Origin of the sequence: Pseudomonas putida (genome assembly GCF_005080685.1) — a bacterium.
GTDB lineage: Bacteria > Pseudomonadota > Gammaproteobacteria > Pseudomonadales > Pseudomonadaceae > Aquipseudomonas > Aquipseudomonas putida_V.
Genome location: NZ_CP039371.1, coordinates 6070866 through 6095827, shown reverse-complemented (window position 1 = coordinate 6095827; position 24962 = coordinate 6070866). Strand labels below are relative to the sequence as shown.

Here is a 24962-nt window from a genome sequence, read left to right as displayed (position 1 = left end):
TCCCGTCGAAGGTCACTGCAGGCCACTTGCCTGTAGTTACTGTCCAGGAGTGTCCCTTCATGTCGTTGCGTTCCCTCGCCCTGTTGTCCTTGTGCGTCGTCCTGACTGCGTGCAGCAAGATCAACCAGGAAAACTATTCCAAGCTCAAGGCCGGCATGAACAAGGCCGAGGTCGAGCAGTTGCTCGGCACGCCCACCGAGTGCTCGGGTGCACTGGGCATGAGCAGCTGTACCTGGGGGGACGAAAAGAGCTTCATCAGTGTGCAATACGCGGCCGAGAAGGTGTTGATGTACTCCGGGCAGGGTCTCAAATGACCCGTCTGCACCTGCTGCTGGGGTTGTGCCTGGCGATGCTTCTGGGCGGCTGCGCGACCTCCGCCACCGACCCGCTGGTACCGAAGACCGCCGGTAACGTCGACCTCAAGCGCTACCAGGGCAAATGGTTCGAACTGGCGCGCCTGCCGATGAAGTACCAGGCCGAGTGCGCGCAGTCCGAGGCGCACTACAACCTCAAGCCCGATGGCTCGTACGGCGTGCTCAACCGCTGCCGAACGATGGGTGATGAATGGTTGCGCGCCGAAGGGCACGCCAACATCCAGGAGCCGGGGCATACCGACCGGTTGTGGGTCGAGTTCGACAACTGGTTCACCCGCCTGGTCCCTGGCGTAGCCAAGGGCGAGTACTGGATCCTCTACGTTGACGAGCACTATCGCACGGCAGTGGTCGGCAGCCCGGATCGCAAGTACCTGTGGCTGTTGTCGCGTACACCGACGATGCCGGCCTGGGAACGCGAAAGCCTGATGTCCAAGGCGCGCCAGCAAGGCTATGACACCAGCCGGTTGATCTGGCGCACCCCCGACAAGCAGATCGTGCAGATGCATTGATATCAGCCTTATCGCCAGCTTCCGGCGTGACGCAGGAGGCTGGCTGTCGAGAGGGCCGCCGATCTCAACGCCTCATCCCAACAGCTGCCGCAATACATCAGCGAACGCCCGCGCGCTCTCCGCTTCCTGGGCATGGTGCCCCTGGCGCACGACCCACTGTCCATTGACCATCACGTCCCGCACCTGGCGATCACCCCCGGCGAACAGCCAACGGTTCAGAATGCCGTCGCCATCGGCGGTTGCGATGTAAGGGTCCTGCCCGTCCAGCACGAGCCAGTCAGCTCGCTTGCCCGCTGCCAGGCTGCCGACGGGTTGGCCCAACGCCTGGGCGCCACCGCCCAGCGCTGCGTCATACAACGTACGTCCTACCATGGGCTGATGCTCGCCATACAGCCGGTTGCGGCGCTGGTCTCGCAGGCGCTGCCCGTATTCCAGCCAGCGCAACTCTTCCACCACGCTCAGCGAGACATGGCTGTCCGAACCGATGCCAAATCGCCCGCCCTGAGCCAGGAAGTCCACCGCCGGGAAGATACCGTCACCCAGATTGGCCTCGGTGGTCAGGCACAGGCCGGCGACGGCGCCACTGCGGGCCATGGCCGTCACTTCAGCGGGGTTGGCGTGGGTGGCATGCACCAGACACCAGCGCGGATCGACGCTGACGTGCGCGTATAACCATTGCAGCGGGCGCAGACCGCTCCAGGCCAGGCAGTCATCGACCTCTTTTTGTTGCTCGGCAATGTGGATATGAACAGGGCCATGCGGGCTGGCTGCTGCCAGCACCTGGTCGATCTGCCCTGGGGTGACCGCACGCAGGGAATGGAAGCACAGGCCCAGCTGTTGCGCGGGTTCTGCTGCCAGGAGAGGGGCGAGCTGCGCCTGCAGGCTCAAATACTGTTCGGTGGTGTTGATGAAGCGGCGCTGGCCGTCATTGGGGGCCTGGCCGCCAAAGCCTGCATGGCTGTACAGAACCGGCAGCAAGGTCAGGCCGATGCCGCTGCTAGCGGCGGCGGCACTGATGCGTCGGGACAGCTCGGCTGGGTCGGCATAGGCCTTGCCAGTCGGATCATGATGGACGTAGTGGAATTCGGCCACCGAGGTATAGCCGGCCTTGAGCATCTCGATATAGAGCTGGTGGGCGATGATCTGCAGTTGCTCCGGCGAGACTTTGCCGACCATCCGGTACATCAGCTCACGCCAGGTCCAGAAACTGTCGTTGGGGTTGCCGGCCACCTCGGCCAGACCTGCCATGGCACGTTGGAAGGCGTGGGAATGCAGGTTAGGCATGCCCGGCAGCAGCGGTCCGCTCAACCGTTCGGCGCCATCAGCACTGGCATTGGCTAGCACGTCTGTCAGATAGCCATCGTCGGCTACCTCCAGGCGGACATCGTGAGCCCAACCGCTGGGCAGGAGGGCGCGTTCGGCAAAGTAGGCGGGCATCGGGCTATCCTGTTGGTGTTCAACTTGTATATACATATACAGCCGTTTGCCTGCCGGGTAAACTCCGGCAAGCTACCGCTCAATCAATTCGCACAAGGACAAACGCCGTGCCGACACCTCCTGTCTCCACGTTGGTCGCCCAGATGGGCGAAGGGCCGGCGCCGCTGTATGCGCGGGTCAAGCAGATGATCATCCAGCAGATCGAAAACGGCAGCTGGCCGCCACACCATCGGGTTCCCTCGGAAAGCGAGTTGGTCAGCGAGCTCGGTTTCAGCCGCATGACCATCAACCGCGCGCTGCGCGAGTTGACCGCGGAGGGCCTCTTGGTCCGCATGCAGGGCGTGGGTACCTTCGTGGCCGAACCCAAGACCCGCTCGGCGCTGTTCGAAGTTCATAACATCGCCGACGAAATTGCCGCCCGTGGCCACCAGCATAGCTGTCAGGTCATCACCCTCGCCGAAGAGGCGGCCGGCTCCGAGCGCGCGCTGGCCTTGGACATGCGTGAAGGCCAGCGGGTGTACCACTCGTTGATCGTGCATTACGAGAATGGGGTACCGGTGCAGATCGAGGACCGCTACGTCAATGCGGCGATCGCCCCGGATTACCTCAAGCAGGATTTCACCCGCCAGACCCCCTATGCCTACCTGTCCCAGGTCGCACCGCTGACCGAAGGCGAGCACGTGGTCGAGGCCATCCTCGCCGACCCCGATGAGTGCCAGTTGCTGCAGATCGAGCGTGGCGAGCCTTGCCTGCTGATCCGCCGCCGTACCTGGTCGGGTCGTCTACCGGTGACCGCTGCGCGGTTGATCCATCCCGGTTCCCGTCATCGCCTGGAAGGACGTTTCAGCAAATGAGCCAGTTGCAGTGCTTACGTGCGCGGGATTACCCGCGGATGCCCTGGAAGAACGGTGGCGGTTTCACCGAAGAGATCACCCGCGACTCGGGGGGTGGTCTGGACGGTTTCGGCTGGCGGCTTTCCATTGCCGATATCGAAGCATCAGGCGGATTTTCCAGCTTCGCCGGCTACCAGCGGATCATCACGGTGTTGCAGGGTGACGGCATGCGCCTGAGTGTCGAGGGTGTCGCGTCGCGGCCATTGTTACCGTTCGATGCGTTCGCCTTCGATGGCCACAGCCAGGTGAGCTGTCACCTGCTGGGTGGGCCGATTCGCGATTTCAACCTCATCTATGCACCGGAGCGTTACCGGGCACGCCTGCAGTGGTTCAATGGCAGCACCCGATTGTTCAGTGCCGCGAGCACCTTGCTGGTGTTCAGCGGGCAGGCTCAGCTGCAACTGAGTGTCGGCGGCCAGCCTGTGGATGACCTCGACCGTTATGACTGCCTGCGCCTGAGCGATAACGAACAGCTGGTGGAGCTGGCGATCACTGGGGTGTGCTGTGTCATCGAACTGAACGACGTTTCCCGGTAACGCACTGCAATCGCGCATTCTGTTACCGAATGTCCCAAGGTGGCGCAATGCCGCCTTGACCTGAATCCTGCCTCGCAACGTCCTTTCAGATTTTTCTCACGTCCCCTAGCCCCCGAATGACGGGGTTTTCCTCCTCTTCACAGGTGGCGGTCGCCTGCCCAGGTCAGCGACTTGGCAATTCAATTGCATATGCTTGTATGTACAAGTAAAGCCAAGTGCGCGAAAGTGGATAGGCCGTCCCTCTCGCGTTTGACACAACGCACCACTGGCCCGCCGATCACGTCGGGTTTGGATAGATCGCTCAAGGAGCACTTTTCGTGACTGACAACAACCTGAACAAATTCCGTGACGTCGAGATTCGCGCCCCGCGTGGCAACAAGCTGACCGCCAAGAGCTGGCTGACCGAAGCACCGCTGCGCATGCTGATGAACAACCTCGACCCGCAAGTGGCGGAGAATCCCAAGGAGCTGGTGGTCTACGGTGGCATCGGCCGCGCCGCGCGCAACTGGGCCTGTTACGACAAGATCGTCGAGAGCCTGACCAACCTGAACGATGACGAAACCCTGCTGGTGCAGTCGGGCAAGCCAGTCGGGGTGTTCAAGACCCACGCCAATGCCCCGCGTGTGTTGATCGCCAACTCCAACCTGGTGCCGCACTGGGCCAGCTGGGAGCACTTCAACGAGCTCGATGCCAAGGGCCTGGCCATGTACGGCCAGATGACCGCCGGCAGCTGGATCTACATCGGCAGCCAGGGCATCGTGCAGGGCACCTATGAAACCTTCGTCGAGGCCGGTCGCCAGCATTACAACGGCAACCTCAAGGGCAAATGGGTACTGACCGCCGGCCTGGGCGGCATGGGCGGCGCCCAGCCGCTGGCCGCGACCCTGGCCGGTGCCTGCTCGTTGAACATCGAATGCCAGCAGAGCCGCATCGACTTCCGCCTGCAGACCCGGTACGTGGATGAGCAGGCCACCGACCTGGACGACGCCCTGGCGCGCATCGCCAAGTACACCGCCGAAGGCAAGGCCATCTCCATCGCCTTGCACGGTAACGCCGCCGAGATTCTGCCTGAGCTGGTCAAGCGAGGGGTGCGCCCGGACATGGTCACCGACCAGACCAGCGCCCACGACCCGCTCAATGGCTACCTGCCGGCCGGTTGGACCTGGGAGCAGTACCGCGACCGTGCCCAGACCGAACCGGCTGCGGTGGTCAAGGCCGCCAAGCAGTCCATGGCCGTGCACGTCCAGGCCATGCTCGACTTCCAGAAGCAGGGCATCCCGACCTTCGACTATGGCAACAACATCCGCCAGATGGCCAAGGAGGAGGGCGTGAACAACGCCTTCGACTTCCCAGGCTTCGTGCCGGCCTACATCCGTCCGCTGTTCTGCCGTGGCATTGGCCCGTTCCGCTGGGCGGCGCTGTCCGGTGATGCCGAGGACATCTACAAGACCGACGCCAAGGTCAAGGAACTGATCCCGGACGACGCCCACCTGCACCGCTGGCTGGACATGGCCCGTGAACGCATCAGCTTCCAGGGCCTGCCGGCGCGTATCTGCTGGGCTGGCCTGGGCCTGCGGGCGAAGTTGGGCCTGGCGTTCAACGAAATGGTGCGCAGCGGCGAGCTGTCGGCACCGATCGTGATCGGCCGTGACCATCTGGATTCCGGCTCGGTAGCGAGCCCCAACCGCGAAACCGAAGCCATGCGCGACGGTTCCGATGCCGTATCGGACTGGCCGCTGCTCAACGCCCTGCTCAACACCGCCAGCGGCGCCACCTGGGTGTCGCTGCACCATGGCGGTGGGGTGGGCATGGGCTTCTCGCAGCATTCGGGTATGGTCATCGTCTGTGACGGCACCGACGAAGCTGCTGAACGTATCGCCCGCGTGCTGACCAACGATCCGGCCACCGGCGTGATGCGCCATGCCGATGCGGGGTACCAGATTGCGATCGACTGCGCCAAAGAGCAGGGCCTGAACCTGCCGATGATCACTGGCTGACGAGCCGGCAAGGGGCCTCGGCCCCTCTTTTCAATCCCTGCCGATGTCCACTTACAAGTTTGGGAGCGTCACGCAATGAAAACCAACAAGACCCTGCTCGCCTCGCTGTTCGCCCTGGGCTTGCTCGGTGCTGCCGGTAGCAGTCAGGCCGCAGGCTGGTGTGAATCCGGCAAGCCGGTCAAGTTCGCCGGGCTGAACTGGGAAAGCGGCATGCTGCTGACCGACGTGATGCAATTCGTACTCAAGCACGGCTACGGCTGCGAGACCGACAGCCTGCCCGGTAACTCCATCACCATGGAGAACGCCCTGGGCACCAATGACATTCAGGTGTTCGCCGAGGAGTGGGTGGGCCGCAGCGAGGTCTGGAACAAGGCCGAAGCCGCCGGCAAGGTGGTGGGGGTCGGTGCCCCGGTCGTGGGCGCAGAGGAGGGCTGGTACGTGCCGCGCTACGTGATCGAGGGCGATGCCAAACGCAAGCTCGAAGCCAAGGCGCCAGACCTGCACAACGTCGCCGACCTGGCCAAGTATGCCAGCGTGTTCAAGGACCAGGAGGAGCCGAGCAAAGGTCGCTTCTACAACTGTCCGGCCGGTTGGACCTGTGAGCTGGACAACTCCAAGATGCTCAAGGAATACGGCCTGGAAAGCAGCTACACCAACTTCCGTCCCGGCACTGGCCCGGCACTGGATGCCGCAGTGCTGTCGAGCTACAAGCGCGGCGAGCCGATCCTCTTCTACTACTGGACGCCGACTCCGTTGATGGGCCAGGTCGACCTGGTCAAGCTGCAGGAGAAAGCGGGCGTGAACAAATCAGTGACGATCAAGGTCGGCCTGTCCAAGGTGTTCCATGACCAAGCCCCTGAACTGGTGGCGGTGCTGGAGAAGGTCAATCTGCCGATCGATCTGCTCAACCAGAACCTGGCGCGCATGACCAAGGATCGGATCGAGTCACCGGAACTGGCCAAGGCATTTCTCAAGGAACATCCTGAAGTCTGGCAGTCCTGGGTCGGCGCGGATGCCGCCAAGAAGATCAACGCGGCGCTCTGAGCGTCCTCAGCTGATGAGTGGAACCTATGTTTCCTGACAACCTGACATTCTCCATCGCCGATTGGGTCAATGGCTGGGTCGACGCCCTGGTGACCAACTACGGCGATGTGTTCCGGCACATTTCCGACACTCTGCTCTGGGCCATCGTCAGCCTAGAAGGCCTGCTGCGCGCTACACCCTGGTGGCTGATGCTGGCGGTGGTGGCCGCCATCGCCTGGCACGCCACGCGGCGAATCCTGCCGACCCTGGTGATCGCCGGTCTGCTGTTCCTGGTCGGCGCTGTCGGCCTCTGGGACAAGCTGATGCAGACCTTGGCGCTGATGCTGGTGGCGACCTTGATCTCGGTGCTGGTGGGCATCCCGCTGGGGATCCTGTCTGCCCGCAGCAATCGCCTGCGCGCAGTGCTGATGCCGCTGCTGGATATCATGCAGACCATGCCAAGCTTCGTGTACCTGATTCCGGTGCTGATGCTGTTCGGCCTGGGCAAGGTGCCGGCTATCTTCGCCACCGTGATCTACGCCGCGCCGCCTCTGATTCGCCTGACCGACCTGGGCATTCGTCAGGTCGACGGCGAAGTGATGGAGGCCATCAACGCCTTCGGCGCCAACCGCTGGCAGCAGTTGTTCGGCGTGCAGTTGCCGTTGGCGCTGCCAAGCATCATGGCCGGCATCAACCAGACCACCATGATGGCGCTGTCGATGGTGGTGATCGCCTCGATGATCGGTGCCCGTGGGCTGGGCGAGGACGTGCTGGTCGGGATCCAGACCCTCAACGTCGGCCGTGGCCTGGAAGCGGGCCTGGCTATCGTCATTCTCGCGGTGGTGATCGACCGCATTACCCAGGCCTATGGCCGGCCACGCCATGAGGTGAGCAAATGAACACGCAGGCGACCAACAAGATCGAGGTGAAGAATGTCTTCAAGATCTTCGGTGACCGCGCCGAGGAAGCGTTGCGGCTGATCCGCAACAAGCAGAGCAAGGACCAGGTGCTGGCGCAGACCGGTTGCGTGGTCGGGGTCAACGACCTGTCGCTGTCCATCGGCAGTGGCGAGATCTTCGTGATCATGGGCCTGTCCGGTTCCGGCAAATCCACGCTGGTGCGCCACTTCAATCGCCTGATCGACCCCACCAGCGGGCAGATCCTGGTCGATGGCGAGGACATTCTTCAGTACGACATGGAAGCCTTGCGCGAATTTCGTCGGCGCAAGATCAGCATGGTGTTCCAAAGCTTCGGCCTGTTGCCGCACCGTCATGTTCTGGACAACGTCGCCTATGGCCTGAAGGTGCGTGGCGAGAGCACGCAAGTGTGCGCCGAGCGTGCCCAGCAGTGGATCGAGACCGTGGGCCTGAAGGGCTACGAGAAGAAGTTTCCACACCAGCTGTCGGGAGGCATGCGCCAGCGTGTCGGCCTGGCCCGTGCCCTGGCGGCGGACACTGACATCATCCTCATGGACGAGGCGTTCAGCGCCCTGGACCCGCTGATTCGCGCCGAAATGCAGGATCAGTTGCTCGATCTGCAGAAGACCCTGCACAAGACCATCGTGTTCATCACCCATGACCTGGATGAAGCCGTGCGCATCGGCAACCGCATCGCCATTCTCAAGGATGGTCGCCTGATCCAGGTCGGTACGCCGCACCAGATTCTGCACAACCCGGCTGACGAATACGTTGACCGTTTCGTCCAGCGCCGCGCGGTTGCGGTATGAGAAGCGCCATGTCGCAAGCCCAAACCGTGGTCATCACGGGCGCCCCGGTGCGCTGGCAGGACATCGCCGCCGTCGCCCGCCATGGCGCCCGGCTTGAGCTGGCACCTGCGGTGTGGGCGCGCATCGACAATGCCCAGGCCATCGTGCGGCATATCGTCGAGAGCGGCGAGCGGGCCTATGGGGTCAACACCGGCCTCGGCGCGCTGTGCAACGTCTCGCTGCAAGGCGATCAGCTGAGCGCGCTGTCGCGCAACACCTTGCTCAGTCACGCCTGTGGCGTGGGGCCGGTGCTGCCGGATGAGCAGACCAGGGCGATCATCTGCGCCGCCATCGTCAACTACAGCCATGGCAAGTCCGGCCTGCAGCGGGGCGTGGTCGAGGCGCTGCTGGCGTTGCTCAACCATGGCATCACGCCCCAGGTACCGTCCCAGGGGTCGGTGGGCTACCTGACCCACATGGCCCATGTCGGCGTGTGCCTGTTGGGTATCGGCAAGGTCAGCTATCGCGGGCAGGTCGTGGAAGCTGCCCAGGCCCTGGGCGCCGAGGGGCTGGCGCCTGTCCAGCTGGGTGCCAAGGATGGCCTGTGCCTGGTCAACGGCACGCCGTGCATGACCGGTTTGGCCAGCCTGGCGTTGGACGATGCCAGCCGCCTGCTGCAATGGGCTGATGTGATCGGGGCCATGAGCTTCGAGGCGTTGCGTGGACAGATCGCCGCCTTCGATCCGGAGATCATTGCACTCAAGCCGCATCCGGGCATGCAGGTGGTGGGTGCGAATCTGCGTGCCTTGCTCCAGGGCAGCGAAGTGATTGCCACCAGCAAAGGCATGCGCACCCAGGATGCCCTGAGCATTCGTTCGATTCCGCAGGTGCATGGCGCTGCCCGCGACCAGTTGGCCCATGCGGCACGGCAGATCGAGGCGGAACTCAATGGCGCCAACGACAACCCCTTGCTGCTGGGCACCCCGGAAGACTTCCGTGTGGTCTCCCAGGCCAATCCCCATGGTCAGTCGGTGGCCATGGCCGCAGACCTGCTGGCCATCGCCATGGCCGAGATCGGTTCGATCGCCGAGCGCCGTCTGGACCGCCTGGTGAACCCGCACGTCAGCGGCTTGCCGGCGTTCCTGGTCAGCGAGCCTGGCGTCAATTCGGGGATGATGATCGCCCAGTACGTCGCGGCCTCGCTGTGCGCGCAAAACCGTCAGCTGGCGCAACCGGCCGTGCTCGACAATTTCGTCACCTCGGGCTTGCAGGAAGACCACCTGAGCCTGGGCACCAATGCTGCATTGAAACTGCATCAAGTGCTGGAAAACTGTACCCAGATCCTCGCCATCGAGTACCTGCTGGCAGCCCAGGCCTTCGAGTTCCTCAAGGAGCAACGTCTGGGCATCGGTACCGACGCTGCCTGGCGTCTGTTGCGCGAGCAGGTCCCAGCCTACCTGCAGGACCGTTGGCTGGCACCGGACATCGCCTGTGCCGCAGCCCTGCTCAAAGATTCCCGGTGGCCGCAGCCTTTGCTGTCGGCACTGAACTGAACAACAACAAGGAGCCTGCACATGCAAGCTTTCAACCTGGTTCCCGGCAGCCTCACCTTGGCGCAATTGCGCCAAATCCATCACGCACCGGTTCGCCTGGCCCTGGACCCGAGCGCTGACGCAGGCATCGACGCCAGCGTCGCCTGCGTCGAGCGCATCATCGCCGAAGACCGCACGGCCTACGGCATCAACACCGGTTTCGGCCTGTTGGCCTCGACCCGTATCGCCAGCCATGACCTGGAGAACCTCCAGCGCTCGTTGGTGTTGTCCCACGCCGCTGGTATCGGCGCGCCGCTGGACGATGCCATGGTGCGGCTGATCATGGTGCTGAAGATCAACAGCCTGAGCCGTGGTTTTTCAGGTATCCGGCGCAAGGTCATCGATGCGTTGATCGCCTTGGTCAATGCCGAGGTCTACCCGCACATCCCGCTCAAGGGCTCGGTCGGCGCTTCCGGCGACCTCGCGCCGCTGGCGCACATGTCGCTGGTGCTGCTGGGCGAAGGCAAGGCGCGCTACCAAGGTGAATGGCTGCCGGCCAGCGAAGCCCTGGCCATTGCCGGTCTCGAGCCGCTGACGTTGGCTGCCAAGGAAGGCCTGGCACTGCTCAACGGTACCCAGGCCTCCACTGCCTATGCGTTGCGCGGGCTGTTCCAGGCTGAAGACCTGTTCGCGGCGGCCATCGCCTGTGGCGGGCTGACCGTGGAAGCCGCGCTTGGCTCGCGGGCGCCGTTCGATGCCCGCATTCATGCCGCGCGCGGTCAACCTGGGCAGATCGATACCGCGGCCTGCTTCCGTGACCTGCTGAGCGAATCGACCGAAGTGTCGCGCTCGCACCAGAACTGCGGCAAGGTCCAGGATCCATACTCCCTGCGTTGCCAGCCTCAGGTCATGGGCGCCTGCCTGACCCAGTTGCGCCAGGCGGCGCAGGTGCTGGCGGTGGAGTCCAACGCCGTGTCCGACAACCCGCTGGTGTTCGCCGAGCAGGGCGATGTGATATCCGGCGGCAACTTCCACGCCGAGCCGGTGGCGATGGCGGCCGACAACATCGCCCTGGCCATCGCCGAGATCGGCGCGCTGAGCGAGCGCCGCATCTCGTTGATGATGGACAAGCATATGTCCCAGCTGCCGCCGTTCCTGGTGGAAAACGGCGGCGTCAACTCTGGCTTCATGATCGCCCAGGTCACCGCCGCCGCGCTGGCCAGCGAGAACAAGGCCCTGTCCCATCCACACAGCGTCGACAGCCTGCCGACCTCGGCCAACCAGGAAGACCATGTGTCCATGGCGCCAGCCGCTGGCAAGCGCCTGTGGGAAATGGCCGAGAACACCCGTGGCGTGCTGGCCATCGAATGGTTGGGCGCCTGCCAGGGCTTGGACCTGCGCGAGGGGTTGAAAACCTCGGCGAAGCTGGAGCAGGCGCGCCAGGTGCTGCGCCGCGAGGTGCCGCATTATGACCGCGACCGCTTCTTCTCGCCGGACATCGAAGTGGCCAGCGCCTTGTTGGCTGAAGGCAGGTTGACCGCGCTGTTGCCAGCCGGTGTGCTGCCCAGCCTCTGACAGGAGTACCCGCATGAGAACCCTTTGGCAGCATTGCCACGCGGCAACCATGGCCCAAGGCAGCTACTCGATCATCGAGGACGCGGCCATTGTCAGCAACGCCGGCCTGATCGAGTGGATCGGCCCGCGTGGCGAACTGCCGCCGCTGGAGATTGGCCGCACGGTGGAGCTGAACGGCGCCTGGGTCACCCCGGGTCTGATCGACTGCCACACCCACGCCGTGTTCGGTGGCAACCGCAGCGGTGAGTTCGAGCAGCGTCTGCAAGGTGTGAGCTACGCCGAGATCGCCGCCCAGGGTGGCGGCATCGCCAGCACTGTGCGGGCCACCCGGGCGGCCAGCGAGGACGAACTGTTCGCCAGTGCCCACCAGCGGGTCCAGGCCTTGATGCGCGATGGCGTGACCACCCTCGAGATCAAGTCCGGCTACGGCCTGGACCTGGCCAACGAGCGCAAGATGCTGCGTGTGATCCGGCGCCTGGCCGACGAACTGCCGCTCGCGGTGCGCGCCACCTGCCTGGCCGCCCACGCCCTGCCGCCGGAGTACGCCGGCAGGGCCGACGACTACATCGCCCACATCTGCGATGAGATGCTTCCAGCGCTGGTAGGCGAAGGGTTAGTGGATGCGGTGGACGCTTTCTGCGAGCACCTGGCGTTCTCGCCGGCGCAAGTCGAGAAGGTCTTCATCAAAGCGCGCGAACTGGGCGTACCGGTCAAGTTGCATGCTGAGCAGTTGTCGTCACTGCACGGTTCGAGCCTGGCTGCACGCTATCAGGCATTGTCGGCAGATCACCTGGAGTTCATGACCGAAGACGATGCCCGCGCCATGGCCCAGGCCGGCACGGTGGCGGTGCTGCTGCCAGGCGCCTTCTACTTCCTGCGTGAAACCCAACTGCCGCCGCTCGATGCCTTGCGCCGCCACGGCGTGAAGATCGCCCTGGCCAGCGACCTCAACCCAGGCACCTCGCCAGGGCTGTCGTTGCGCCTGATGCTGAACATGGGCTGCACGCTGTTTCGCCTAACCCCGGAAGAGGCCCTGGCCGGCGTCACCCTGCATGCCGCCACGGCGCTGGGCCTTGGCGACAGCCACGGATCGCTGGAGGTCGGCAAGGTAGCCGACTTCGTTGCCTGGCACATCCAACGCCCTGCCGACCTGGCCTACTGGCTCGGCGGCGACCTGCCCAAGCGCGTGGTGCGCAAGGGCCATGAAATCTCCAATTGAGCGAGGCAGGATGGATAACGTACTGCATTACCACAAAGGCCGGTTGCCGCTGCTGATCAGCATGCCCCACGCAGGCCTGAACCTCACGCCCGCCGTGCGCGACGGTCTGGTCGATCAGGCGCGTAGCCTGCCCGACACCGATTGGCACATCCCGCAGCTGTACGATTTCGCCCGCGAGATGGGCGCCAGTGTGGTTGCGGCCGAGTACTCGCGGTTCGTCATCGACCTCAATCGTCCGGATGACGACAAGCCGCTTTACACCGGTGCCACCACAGGCTTGTATCCGGCCACGCTGTTCGATGGCGAGCCTCTGTTCAAGGCGGGCCAAGCCCCCAGCGCTGGCGAGCGCGACACCTACCTTGAGCGAATCTGGCGGCCTTACCACGCAGCCATTGCCCAGGAACTGGCACGCCTGCGCGACACCTTTGGCTATGCACTGCTTTGGGACGCGCATTCGATTCGCTCGCAGGTACCGCGCCTGTTCGACGGTAAGCTGCCGGACTTCAATCTCGGCACATTCGACGGTGCCAGCTGCGACGCCGAACTGGCCGCGCGGCTCGAGGATGCCTGCGGCCAGGCCCAAGGCTACAGCCACGTGCTCAATGGTCGTTTCAAGGGTGGCTACATCACCCGGCACTACGGCGACCCGGCCAAGGACATCCATGCGGTGCAGTTGGAGCTGGCGCAAAGCACCTACATGGATGAAGTGGAGCCGTTCACCTACCGCGACGACCTGGCACGACCTACCCAGGCCGTCTTGCAGCGGTTGCTGGAGACTGCGCTGCACTGGGGCAGCGCACGTTACGGCGGTTGATTCACAGCGCCTCGCGGTCTGGGTTGGCGAGAATGGTCAGTTCGCGAATCAGCTCGTTCTCCCTGGACGCTTTGTCATTTTCCAGCGCTTTGTACTCGGCGCCCAGGTGCTCGATAGGAGTGCCAGGAAAAGCATCCGGCAATGCCAGCACCCGGGCCTGGTAGTCCTGCTCGATGGCCTCGAAGCGATCGGCGTGCTGGTGGCGCAGGTAGCGTCTCCATCCTTCCTGCTGGACTGCGAACAGCAAAAAGCGCTCGCCACGCTCTGCTCGCTGGATTTCCGACCTGGCAGCCAGCACTTCTGGCTGCTTCAGGTCGGCGCAGGATGCGAAACTCATTTCGTCTGGAGGCAGACCCAGCGCGAGGTCTTCATTCAAATTGAGCCTGAAGGCCAGGCGTACCTCGGCTTCGTCCCGCCCAGCGGCCTTGCTGATCGCGTGCTCATCCAGTGCCTGTACGCGGAACAGACGGCGCAGTTCGCGGTACATGCCCTCTGGGGTGTCGGAGGCAGTGTCGAGAATTCGCTGGTTGGCGATCAGCATTTCGATGCTCTGGAACAACAGCAGGATACCGTCCTGGCACGTGGGATGGGGCTGCGTCAACTGATCCTCGGCGATCAGGTTGAACAGGTAGCATTGCTGCGCATTGCTCAGTGCGATGGCCAATACCCTGCGTACACGTCGGCACAACTCCTTGCGCAGTAGGGGATTCTTATAGACTTCCGTCTCTCTGAGCCGACCGATCAGCTCCAGCAGATAGGGTGCCTGCCCGTTTTCTTCCAGCTCCTCCCAAGCGCTCTGCAACGCGGTGTTTTCGTCCACGGAAGCATGCAACCAGTCCGCGGCACTGGACTCGCCCTCGGCAGAGACGGGGTCGGGTATGTGCAAATGGCCCTGTTCGATCTCCTCGTCCGACCAATGCAGCTCTTGTATGTCTTGCGGCAAGTCCATGGCGAACGTGAAGCTGCGCTGGCTTTCCGAGGATGCACGCGCGCGGGTGATGGTTTCGTTGCTCAGCGGGTTGCCGTATAGCGCGATGGAAGAAATGGGGAAGCTGTTGTCCAGGTTGCTCAGTACGAAAGGGGGCAGATCTGTCAGCTCATTACCGCTGAGGTCCAGTACCTCCAGCGGCAACAACTGATTCACCCAGCTCGGCCATTCGGTCAGCGCCATATCGTTGAGGTCGAGGCGGCGTAACGGCTGTAACCCGGCGGGCGCAGTATCGACGTTGCCCATCCGGTTGCCGGATAGATCCAGAGAGCGCAGATTTTCCAAGCCTGACAGGTGGGCGAGCAGTGCGTCGTCGACTTCCAGGCCCATGTTGCGCAACCCCAGATCCAGCAAGCCAGGGCGCTGCAGCAGTGCGGTGGGTAGATTCGAGTCGGCATTCACCTGGCCATCGATGTTGAGTTCGGTGACGTTGGCAAAACGCCGGAGCAGGGCGGCGAGTTGCTCCGTGGTTCCGGTGACCTGGGACAGGGTCAGACTGAGCACCCGCTCTTCGAAGAACGAGGGCAGGCGCATCGGGAAGTGGGCGAGGTCGACCTCTTCCAGCCGCAACGGTGCATGCAGTATGCCTTGTTCCTGGTGGCGCCAGAACGTATTGATAGCATCGCCGATCCTGTTGCGCTGCGCGGTCATGGTGGCGTCTGGCGAACTGCTCGAGCCCGAGGCGTTGGCCCAGTTGTCCAGGATGTCATGAATGACTTGCCGTTGCTGTCGGTAGCGTGCCAGTCGTGCGTTGAGGATGTCGGACACGTCCACATCGAACAGCGGAGCCCGACCATCCTCATTGAGCAGTACGCGTTGCAGGTGTTCGCCGATGATGTCGTTGCCCTGCAACGAAATCGCCGGGTGATGGGCCAGGTCTAGCTGGTTCTCCAGTAGAAAAGCCGGCAACAACCTCAGCCCGTTCTCACGCATGCCCAGCAGACCGATACGCCGCAAGGCGTTGATGCCCAGCCCCTCTTCAGGCCATTGACCCAGGCCCATGCGATCCAGTATGAGGGTGTCCAGCGAAAGCTCGCTGAAGTCCGGTGGTGAGCTCAGACGCAGGCGATTGCCTGCCAGGTTCAGATACCGCAGATGCTGCAGCCCACTTAGGCTGGTGATATCGGGGGCGGAAACTCCGATGTTAAGGTCCATCAGGGTCAAGCTCTCGAGCCGTGGCAAATGCTCGGCGATGACCGGTATCGCGAACACAAACGCGATGGGTTGCACCGGGCCATACATTTCCAAGGAGCGCAGGTTGGGAAACTGGCGCAGAAAACGGGTGATATGCCGGCTTTGTTGCGTCCAACCGGGGAAGACCTCCAAGAGAGGGTGTTGCAGCAGTAGATGGCTAGTGCTTTCCCTGAAAAACGCGGGCAGGTCGAGCGGGAAATGTGACAGCGAAACGTTGTGCAGTCCCAACACAGGCTCCCGACGATTAAGCTCCGGCAGCGCCATTTGGTACCAGTGCTGCTGAAGTGCGTCGTGTAAACGGTCGGCGTCGATTTGCGGTGGTTCGGGCATGGCGGACAGGCGTGTTCGCCAGTCTTGCAGTGAGCTTTGCAAGGTATCGCGCTGCACCAGCAGTTCACTCAAGCGGCTGCGTATATTGGAGCGGTTCAGACCCGCGTTTTCCAGCGCGGTGAGCAATTGTTCGGGTGATCGGGACAAGGCCTGGTCCAGGCCGACTTGCTGGATTTGCGCGAGCAGGGCGCGTCGGGTGATGTTTCCTCCCATGCCTCCCATACCCCCTAACGGATAACCGAAGCGGCCATCGGCAAGCCGCAGGGGCGAGCGGTACCCAGGGCGGATCTCGCGCAGGCCCAGCACTTGCCTGAGGGCAGAGCGCGGCAAGGGCGGCGCTTGGCGTAGACGTTGGCGCAGCGCCCGTGGCGTGTCGATGTCCAGCGATTGGCGCTGGTCCAGGGTCAGCGTTTCGAACAGTGCCTGGTGCAAATAGGGATGCATAGACGCAGGTTTCGTGCCTTGCCCGGGCATCATCAGATAGCCGGTGCGGGTACTGATGATATGCCTGTGCACGGGGGCATCGGTGGGGCCGATAGTGTCGAGCTGCGATGGCCAGTGTTGACGTAGCTCAAGGCGCAGGGTCAGGTCCGCAGGCCATCCGGACAGGTGGGGCAAGCTATGCAGGATCAGGCGATCACTGTCGTCGTTGCGCGGGCAATCGAGGTAGAGCCCTTCGTAGGCGCGGGCGAGTCGCACCTGTTGTTGATGGTCTCGAACCTCATGGGCGATCTGCAGGGGAATCTGGCCATCGGCCAGGGCCTGCCGCTCAGCGCTGGACGCATCGCGCAGCAGTGCTTCTACCACGCTTGGCGGCAGATGCGGGTAGCGAGTCTGCAGGGTACTGGCTCCAGGCATGAACAGCTGGGACGATTGGGCGTACTGGTTGGCGAAGGCTTCGTGCAGTTGCTGGGGGGGCGCGTCTGGCTGGGCCTCACGGATTTGACGATCCAAATCGAACCGGATCAGGGTGTCCTCCATCAGCGCCGGCAATCGCTGATTTTCGGTCACGATGCGCCTCAGAGCGTCTTCGTGGATGTCGCTGACCTGCAGGATCTGTTGGGCTGTCGCCTCGTCGAGTTGCGCGCTCAGCGGGCCGGCGCGGCGCAACAGGGTCATACGTGTCCAGCGGTGGGGCTGGTCCAGTTCGTGCAACCAGGCGCCGGCACCGTTGTGCTGCAGGGGCGGTTGGTAGCTCGACGGTTTGTGCGGATGGGCCAGGTAGTGCACGCCTTTCTGCGCATCGGATCCCAGTTCGAAGATCTGGTCTTCCAGAGCCAGCCAGGTCTTGCCCTCGTGGTAGTACAAACCGAACTCATCGGGCTCCAGCCCTGCGGGCAGCAGGATGTCGTGGGCGAAGGGCAGCAGGTCTGGTTTCCACAATCGGGTACTGCCATCGGGCAAGGTGACGGTCTTGAGCTCTTCGATGAAGGAAGGCGTTTCCACTGGGATTCTTTCCACGGCTGGGGTGCCGGGGCGGCTGCCTGCCGCGCCCAGGGCGGCGGTGAATGCCACATTCTCGATCACATCCAGCAGGTAGCCTACCGCCTGATCGCGTTCGCCGTCGGCCCAGCTTTCCAGGCCCTCGAACAGTTCGTAGCTCAGTTGCGCCACGCTCAAGCCCATCATCAGTTGGCCAAGGCCGGGGATGAAGAAGGCGCCGAGGTTGATGGCATTCATCGCCAACTGCGAGAAATAGGCCCAACGCCTTGCCGCGCTTTTCTGGTCTTCGCTGGCGGTGGGCACGGCATGGAACTGGGCATCGTCCTTCAGTCGCTGTCGTTTGGCTTCGACCAGTTCATCAATCAGCGGCCGGTTGAACGCTTGCAGTGTGAGTGGCACCCACGCGTTCGGGTCTCGCGCTCGCTGAACTTCCGCCCCGAGGTGACCGGGAAGCATCTTCACCGTCTCCCAATCCAGGGGATTCAAGCAATCGAGCAGCGCCTGCAGAAAATCGCTGCGCTCGGAGGCGCGAATTCGGGTCAGCAGGGTCGGCACATCCCAGGCCCAGAGCTGTTCACGCACGTAGGCCTGCACCGCCTGGCCAGTAGCATGGACAGTCAGTGGATCCGGGGCTCCCGGCAGGTAGGTCAGCAGCAGGTTCTTGAATGGCAAATGAAGGGGATCGTAGGACAGCAGCCTTTCGACAAACGGCACGAGGCCAATCATCAGGGCCCCCTCGATTCGGTAGCCGAAGGCCTCGATGAAGGCACAGCGCATCGTGCTACCCAGGTATTCGCACTGTCCATCGCGGGCGAGCCCCGAGAGTGCCTCGCGAAGCGGTTGATCGATTTTCTTTGCCAGGAATGCTCTGTCGACATCGAGTAGAAAGGCGCAGCGCTCGGTTTCGCTGAACGTGGCCCATACCTGATCGGCCGATTCGCCCTCATTGGCTGTGTAGAGCTTATCGATCAGGCGCTGGTATTGGCCGCCGATGTCCAGATCTCGACACAGTGCAGCGAACGCGTGGGCGCTGATCGCCACCTCCTTGCCAAGCGGCCAGGGGCCTAGAAACTGGTCGCTGTCCAGAACGGTGGCCGGCATGTTCGCGCCGTCCAGTCCTTTTGGTTGGGCCTCATAAGCCTCAAAGTTCTGCATGGCGCAATGCAGCAGGGATTGGGTTGCCAGCTTGAATGCGCGCATGGCACGGAGGATCGAGTCTCCCTGCAGGTATTGCTGGTAGGCCACCGCTTTGCCCGTGTTGAACAGATACGTCTTGTCGACATCCAGGTCCAGGCCGAAACGCGCCTTGATACCCGCCGACAGCTGTTCCCTGGCGAATGACTCCAGCGTAGGGAGCGTGTTCAGCCGCGCCTTTACCTGCGACTCGTGGGTCCGGTAGAGCGCGTAGTCCTCGACCAGCGTGCGTGCACCCAGTGGCGCTGTCTGGCATGCCTTTTCGAACCAGGGAATGGGGACTTTGCTGGCGGCGCGGAGTTCGCGGTGAGTGGCGGCGGACGCCTGTCGCATCCAGGGGGCGATCTTGCCCTCGATCAGCGTGGCGACGTTCTCGTGACTGGAAGGAGTGGTTTTTTCAGGGGTCATGGTCAAGCCTCGTCAGTGAGGCAAGACATGCTAGTCAGGCGCGCAGGGTGGGTGCGTTAGCATGGTAGTACGACCCAGGCCGCCGTCCTTGAGGAGGCCTGGGTCATGATCGGTCAAAGGGACAATGTGGTGCTCAGCTCACGAATCAGAGCCTGATACTCTGCGGCCTTTCGGCGCTCGAGCGCAGCATACTCCTCGGCCAGGTCATCGACGGCCCGATCGGGAAAAGCATCGGGAAGGGCAAGCACCTGCTGCCTGTACTGGTCTTCGATCACGGTAAAACGGTCCTCATAGGCGCTGCGCAAATAATCGACCCACATTGGATTGTTCGAGATGTAGTCCAGAAACTCGGTTCCGCCTTCGCGCCGCTGGACTTCTGCCATCACCAGATTCCGCTCGTTGGCATTCACCCCTGCCGTAGCCTCGTAGAGCATGCTCGAAGGTGCGAGCGGCAGGTTGAGCGCCTCTGCCAGGAGCACGCGATAGGCCAGACGCACTTCGGCCAGGTCCCGCCCTCCCAGCGCCAATACTTGCTGACCGCTCTGGGTGATTCCCGCATAGGCGATGTTGTCCAGTGACTCCATACGGAAGGACTGGCGCATCAGGCGCAGGAGCGCTGCACCGCGCTCCGGGCCGGTAAGCCCCTGCAAAGTTTGCTCGCTGAACAGCCGCAATTCGATCTGATTGAACTCCAGCAAGGCACCGTCGAGGCAGGTCCGACCCACCCGTGCGGCCTGCGCCATGGCATTGAACAACTGAAGATCGACAGGGTTTCGGGCAGCGTGCACGATTATCCGCCCGACACGTTCAGCGAAACCGTTGCGGGTCTCGGCATTCTGGTACGGCGCCGCCTGTTCCAAGCGTTGCACAAGGTGCAACAGATTGTCGGCGCCTGCATCGTTCTCGAGCTGTTGCCAGGCCTGACGAAGTGCTTCGTTCTCCTCGGGAGTCGAACGTAGCCAAGGCTCGACGGTGGGTTGTGGATTCGACTCAGGGCTGGACTCGGGGCTCGACTCATGGCTGTGGTAGGGCGAGTTGTCGCTGGAGCTGGAGTGTGCCGGCGAGAGTGCCTGGATGTCCTCCGGCAGATCCATTTGGAACCTGAAACGTCGATTGAACCCTTCGCTGGTATGGGCGCGAATCATGCTGTCGCGCTCTAACGGGTTGCCCATCAGTGAAATCTCGCTCTGCATTTGCTGGGTGCGGGGGTTGGCGAGAATAGGTTCGGGCAGTGTGGTCAGTTGGTTACCGTTCAGATCAAGCAAATTCAATGGCAACAATTCGTCTACCCATGCCGGCCACGCCTGCAGCTGGGTGTTCGTCAGGTAGAGGCGGCGAAGCGTGGAGAGCGAGGTTGCCGCTCGGGTGAACGGGGCCAGCCGATTACCCGAGAGATCGAGCGTCAGCAGCCCGTTGATGTCATTGAAGCTGTCCATCATGGCTTGGTCGATGAGCAAACCTTGGTCATGAAGCGTCAAGGCTTGCAGGTTTCGCATGTTGGAAAGGGCTCGAGGCAGTGCGGTCATGGGTTGAACATGGCCAGAGAACTGCAACTCCGATAGGTGCGGGAACAGCGTTAGAAAGGTGTTCAACTGTTCGGCAGTCGCGGCGACGCGAGTAAGCACCAGGTTTTGTACCAACGCCTGAAAAAACATTGGTAGTTGTGGAAAGTGTGCCAGGTCCACATCGACCAGGTTCAGCGGCACGCCCTGTCTTGTTCTGGCTGTACGCCAGTAATCTATGAGTACCTCGCCAAGTCGTGCACGGGCCTCGAGTGTTTCGGCATTCGGGATGGCGCCGGAACTGGAACTATGCGTCCACTGATCGATTGACACACGAAGTTCCGTGAGTTGATTGCGCGCGTTGTTGATCTGGATCCGAAGGAAGTCCGGTATGTCCATTTCAATAACGAAGCGTCTTGGTGTTTCCAGGCCGAAGCGCCAGATCTGCGCAGACGGCAATGGGTTGCCTTGGAGCGAAATCCGGGTGGTGCTCTGGCCCGCAGTGCTTTGCGAGAGCAGGAAGTCGGGTAATTCGCTGATACGGTTGTAGCGCAGTGAAAGCGTTTCGAGGTTCTCCAGGGCTTCGGCGTCTAGCCAGGCCGGCCATTGGTCGAGTGAAGCTTGGTCGAGCGTGAGGTGGCGCAGTGACGGGTTGCGCAATGGGGGCAGTGCCGTCTGGGGCAGGTACGCGCCACTGAGGTCGAGCGTCTGTAATTGGGTGAGCGTGGTCAGCGCCGAAAAATCGGATGCGTCAACGGCCAGCCCCAAGTTGCCCAGGCGCAATGTGCGCAGTTGTGGCAGTTGCTGGACCACGAGGCTGGCAATGTTTGGGAAAGGCGAGGCGAGATGGGCATCTGTTGGCCAGCGACACACGGTCAGGGAAGTGAGGCGGGGGAAACGTTCGAGAAAGCCCTGCAAGGTCTCCAAGCCTTGCGGGCTGAACGGGACGATGCCGCCTGGCGCATCCAGACCCATGTCGAGCAGATCCAGGTTCCGGGTGCGCTCGTAGATGAAGCCAGGTAGCTGGCTTGGAAAGTCCGCCAGATTGGCCTGATTCAGGTGGAATGTCGTCTCGATGCCACCCAGTTCGAGTAGGCTGGTGCTGAACCAGTGCCGCCAGATAGCCCTGCCGATGTTCGTGCGGCTCGATGTCCTTGCCGGTAGATCGACCGTCGATGCCGACTCGGCGGCCCAGTTGATCATCGCCAGCTCCAGGGTCTGGCGCTCCTCCAGCAATTGCTGAAAGCGGCTGAAGATTTGCGGGCGGGTCATGCCGGTGCTTTCGAGCTGGCTCAGTATGCTTTCGGCTGAAAGTGGGTAATGCTCTTCGATCCCCAGCAGGCGGATCATGTCGAGCAGCGTATCGCGAAGGATGTAGCCGGCGAGGGCGCCGCGGCCGCTGAGCGGGTAGCCGATCCTGCCATCGGCCAGGCGCATCGGGGGCACGAAGCCTGGTTGACGTGCAGGGATTCCCAGCAGTTCGCGTAACGCTTTGCGCGGCATCAAGGGCGCCTGTTGCACTTGCTGTTCCAAACCAGCGGCGGCGTTGTCCGTGGTCAGCCCCAAAGCAGTCAATTGCGCTGCGGGCAAGGCTTCGGCGATGGCGGAATAGAGTGTTCGCCCACCTTCCCCGGTGCCGCCGTCGGTCGGCTGCAGGCGATAGCCATCGGGCTCGCGGCTGAGGAATCGGGTGATGGCGGCGTCGGTCGGCCCTATGCTGTCCTGCAGAGGGCCGGCGAACGCTCCGTCGTGGATCTCGATGCGTACCTGCTGCTGCCAGCCTGGCAGGCGCTCCAGGGTATGCATGATCAGCTTGTCGGTATCGAGCGAGCGTACCGAGCTTATGAACAGGTTTTCATAGGCGCGGGTCAACCGCACGTTGGGTAGGTAGGCATCGATTTCCGCTTTCAGGCGAGGTGGCATGACTCTCTGGTCGAGGGCTTGCAGCTCGGCGGCAGTCGCCTCGCGCAGCAGTTCCTGGCGGATGGCCGCAGGCAATCGAGGGCCCGCCTCGAGAATCATCTCGTCGCGCAAGCTCTGCGGTGGCTGCTGTTCGCTGTACAGTCGATGGAACAGTGAACTTCTATCTGAGAACGGAGCGTCTGCGAGGTGTTGCGCGACCTTCTCATCCAGGAAGAAGCGCTGCAGGGTGTCTTCCAATTGCCCTGGCAGGCGCTTGCCTTCGCTGACTATTCGGCGCAGCACCGCTTCGTGGGTATCGGTGATGCGCAGGATGCGATTGGCGACCTCATCACTGAAATGTACGTTGTGCGGGCCGCTGCGGCGGAACAACTGGATGCCCTCCCATTGCAATGGGCGGTCCGTTTCATACAGCCAGTTACCCGCGCCGTTGTGGCGGACGGTCGGTTCATAGCGGGAGGGGTCGGTAGGGTGCTCGATCTTGAACAGGTCGGGCGTTTCCGTCGGCCTGATCGAGTAAGCCCGGTCTTCCACGGTGAGCCAGGTCTTGCCCTGGTACTCGTAGACGCCGAACTCGTTGGGCCGCAAGTCGCCAGGCAGGACGATGTCATGGCCAAAGGGCTCGAGGTCCGGTTTCCACAGGCGCGGCTCGCCATTGGGCATGTCGATGGCGTCCAGTTCCTCGATGAACGATGGCATTTCAACCGGAGTGTGCTCGATGGCAGGCATACCCGTCGAATGCCCGGCGGCACCCAGGGCCGCCATGAACGCGACGTTTTCGAGTACATCGAACAGGTAGCCGAGGGCTTGCTCGGTTTCCCCCTTGGTCCAGCTGTCGATGCCTTCGAACACCTCGTGGGCCAGGTCGAACGCGGCGACTCCCATCATGACCTCGCCCAGGACAGGAACGAAGAAGGCGGCGACACTCAGTGCCTGCATCGTCTTTTGCGCAAAGTACTCCAGGCGCTCCCAGAATGCCCGGTCGTCAATCAGCGCAGTGGGCACTGCATGGAACCGCGCATCGTCTTGCAGGCGTTCGATCTTTTGGCTGGCCACCTGGACGAGCAGTTTCGTCAGCACCTCGCTTTCGCCCAGAGGCAGGCGTGCATTGGGGTCGGGCACCCGAGGTCGATACCCGATCGGCAAGAATCCTGACTTGGGGTTCAGACAGTCTTCGAGCTTGCTCAAGAAGGTATTCAGGTGACGCGCCGGAACGAACCGCTGGAAGAACGACAGATAGCTTGCATCGCGCAGCCGATCGCGCAGTTCAGCGGTAAAGGCGCCGGTCGATTCGTATTGTTTCAGGGGGCATATCGGGTCGTCAGGAATGAACACCACCACCGGCACGGGTTTGCTGGAGACTTCACGGTCCGGGCCAATGGCGACGATTCCGGTAAGCTCCATATCCCAGAGCTTGAGGAAGCTACAGCAGACCGACGTTCCCCGGTATTGCGGATGGGCCATTTTCGGCACGAGCAGCAGGGCTGCGTACATGTCGGCATCGACATGCCCTTGGAGCATCGCCAAATGCGCATGCGAGCGCAGGCTGGCGTGCTCCGACGCCTTCAGTCGCGTAAGCAGCGGATCGTCCTCGGCGGCGCTCACGCCTGCTTGTGCAGGCACGGGGGTGCGCAATGCGCTGAGCAGGTTCTGGTACTGGCCGCCCAGGTCCAGTTCACGGGCGAGGGCGGCAAACTCGTCCGGCGGTATCGCGACCGGCTTGCCTTCAGGGACATGGAGGCGGAAAACATTGCTGTCGAGCACCACCGATCTGAACGTTGCTTCCTCATCGAGCCCGCCAGCCTTGGCCTCGGAAGCTTCGAAGTTTTGCAAGGCGCAATGCAGCAGGGATTGGGTTGCTCGTTTGAGGGCTCTGCTGGCGACGACGAAGTCATCGTGTCCGCTCTCGTCAGCGCGTTTGTAGGCTGCGGCCTTTTTCGCGTTGAACAGGTAGGTACGCCGCACATCGAGCTTGAGCCCAAAGCGCTTCTCGATAGCCTTGGTCAACAACGGCGCGGCGAAGGCATCCGGCTTTTTGAGGGGCTTGAGCAGTGCCTTGAGGCTGGCTTCGGCCTGAATGTGAAGGACATGATCAAAGCGCTGTTGCAGGACAATTTCCGGTTGCTCCAGGAGCGCTTTTTCCAGCCAGGGCAACGGGGTGGCGACTGCTTTGCGCAAGGCCTTGTGGGTCGTGCTTGGCGCTGACTTCATCCAGTCGGGGATTTTTCGCTCGATCAGCGCATAAGGAGTATTGGCGTTGGAGGTGGACACTACGATGGCTCCGCTATTGAGAGGAGCGGAGCGTGGAGTACCTGTCTGGATGACGCGCGTTAGATACGTCAAGCTTCTGCCGGCCTACGCTTTCAGGC

Annotated in this window: 15 protein-coding genes; 12 read left to right on the top strand and 3 right to left on the bottom strand. The window is 62.6% G+C overall.

Features of this window, described 5'->3' with window-relative positions:
• The first annotated feature begins 59 nt into the window (after positions 1-59).
• Complete coding sequence (gene bamE / locus E6B08_RS28220; protein ID WP_136916975.1) at positions 60-314, top strand: outer membrane protein assembly factor BamE domain-containing protein; 255 nt, start codon at positions 60-62, stop codon at positions 312-314.
• On the top strand, positions 311-883 hold the full coding sequence (locus E6B08_RS28215) for a lipocalin family protein (RefSeq protein ID WP_136916974.1): 573 nt from the start codon (positions 311-313) through the stop codon (positions 881-883). The genes bamE and E6B08_RS28215 overlap by 4 nt, the downstream gene beginning before the upstream one ends.
• A 72-nt stretch (positions 884-955) precedes the next feature.
• On the opposite strand, the gene E6B08_RS28210 is transcribed toward E6B08_RS28215, so the two are convergent.
• Positions 956-2320, bottom strand: a complete 1365-nt coding sequence (locus E6B08_RS28210; protein WP_136916973.1) for a formimidoylglutamate deiminase — start codon at positions 2318-2320, stop codon at positions 956-958.
• A gap of 143 nt (positions 2321-2463) precedes the next feature.
• Between E6B08_RS28210 and hutC the strand changes: the two genes are divergently transcribed.
• The 10 genes from hutC to hutG all read left to right on the top strand — a co-directional run bounded on the left by hutC (position 2464) and on the right by hutG (position 13614).
• Positions 2464-3174 (top strand): histidine utilization repressor, encoded by a 711-nt coding sequence (gene hutC / locus E6B08_RS28205; protein ID WP_192938709.1) that lies wholly within the window; start codon positions 2464-2466, stop codon positions 3172-3174.
• Positions 3171-3749 (top strand): HutD family protein, encoded by a 579-nt coding sequence (locus E6B08_RS28200; protein WP_136916971.1) that lies wholly within the window; start codon positions 3171-3173, stop codon positions 3747-3749. The genes hutC and E6B08_RS28200 overlap by 4 nt, the downstream gene beginning before the upstream one ends.
• 317 nt (positions 3750-4066) lie before the next feature.
• The gene (hutU, locus tag E6B08_RS28195; protein WP_136916970.1) at positions 4067-5746 is read left to right on the top strand and encodes a urocanate hydratase; all 1680 of its coding nucleotides are present in this window, start codon (positions 4067-4069) and stop codon (positions 5744-5746) included.
• Between the two features lie 75 nt (positions 5747-5821).
• Positions 5822-6790 carry an ABC transporter substrate-binding protein gene (locus E6B08_RS28190; protein ID WP_136916969.1) on the top strand — a complete coding sequence of 323 codons (969 nt, stop codon included), beginning with the start codon at positions 5822-5824 and terminating at the stop codon, positions 6788-6790.
• Between the two features lie 26 nt (positions 6791-6816).
• Complete coding sequence (locus tag E6B08_RS28185; RefSeq protein ID WP_133324900.1) at positions 6817-7668, top strand: ABC transporter permease; 852 nt, start codon at positions 6817-6819, stop codon at positions 7666-7668.
• On the top strand, positions 7665-8495 hold the full coding sequence (locus tag E6B08_RS28180) for a quaternary amine ABC transporter ATP-binding protein (protein ID WP_136916968.1): 831 nt from the start codon (positions 7665-7667) through the stop codon (positions 8493-8495). The genes E6B08_RS28185 and E6B08_RS28180 overlap by 4 nt, the downstream gene beginning before the upstream one ends.
• An 8-nt stretch (positions 8496-8503) precedes the next feature.
• Positions 8504-10027: an HAL/PAL/TAL family ammonia-lyase gene (locus tag E6B08_RS28175; protein ID WP_136916967.1), complete on the top strand. Its 1524-nt coding sequence runs from the start codon at positions 8504-8506 to the stop codon at positions 10025-10027.
• Between the two features lie 21 nt (positions 10028-10048).
• A complete protein-coding gene (gene hutH / locus E6B08_RS28170) occupies positions 10049-11581 on the top strand; it encodes a histidine ammonia-lyase (protein WP_136916966.1) in 1533 nt (510 codons plus the stop codon).
• Between the two features lie 13 nt (positions 11582-11594).
• Positions 11595-12800: an imidazolonepropionase gene (gene hutI / locus E6B08_RS28165; RefSeq protein ID WP_136916965.1), complete on the top strand. Its 1206-nt coding sequence runs from the start codon at positions 11595-11597 to the stop codon at positions 12798-12800.
• A 10-nt stretch (positions 12801-12810) separates the two neighbouring features.
• Positions 12811-13614, top strand: a complete 804-nt coding sequence (gene hutG / locus E6B08_RS28160; RefSeq protein WP_136916964.1) for an N-formylglutamate deformylase — start codon at positions 12811-12813, stop codon at positions 13612-13614.
• A gap of 1 nt (position 13615) precedes the next feature.
• On the opposite strand, the gene E6B08_RS28155 is transcribed toward hutG, so the two are convergent.
• Both E6B08_RS28155 and E6B08_RS28150 read right to left on the bottom strand, forming a co-directional pair.
• Positions 13616-19171, bottom strand: a complete 5556-nt coding sequence (locus E6B08_RS28155; RefSeq protein WP_136916963.1) for a dermonecrotic toxin domain-containing protein — start codon at positions 19169-19171, stop codon at positions 13616-13618.
• Between the two features lie 113 nt (positions 19172-19284).
• Positions 19285-24864, bottom strand: coding sequence for a dermonecrotic toxin domain-containing protein (locus E6B08_RS28150; protein WP_136916962.1), 5580 nt, complete (start codon positions 24862-24864; stop codon positions 19285-19287).
• Positions 24865-24962 lie beyond the last annotated feature (98 nt).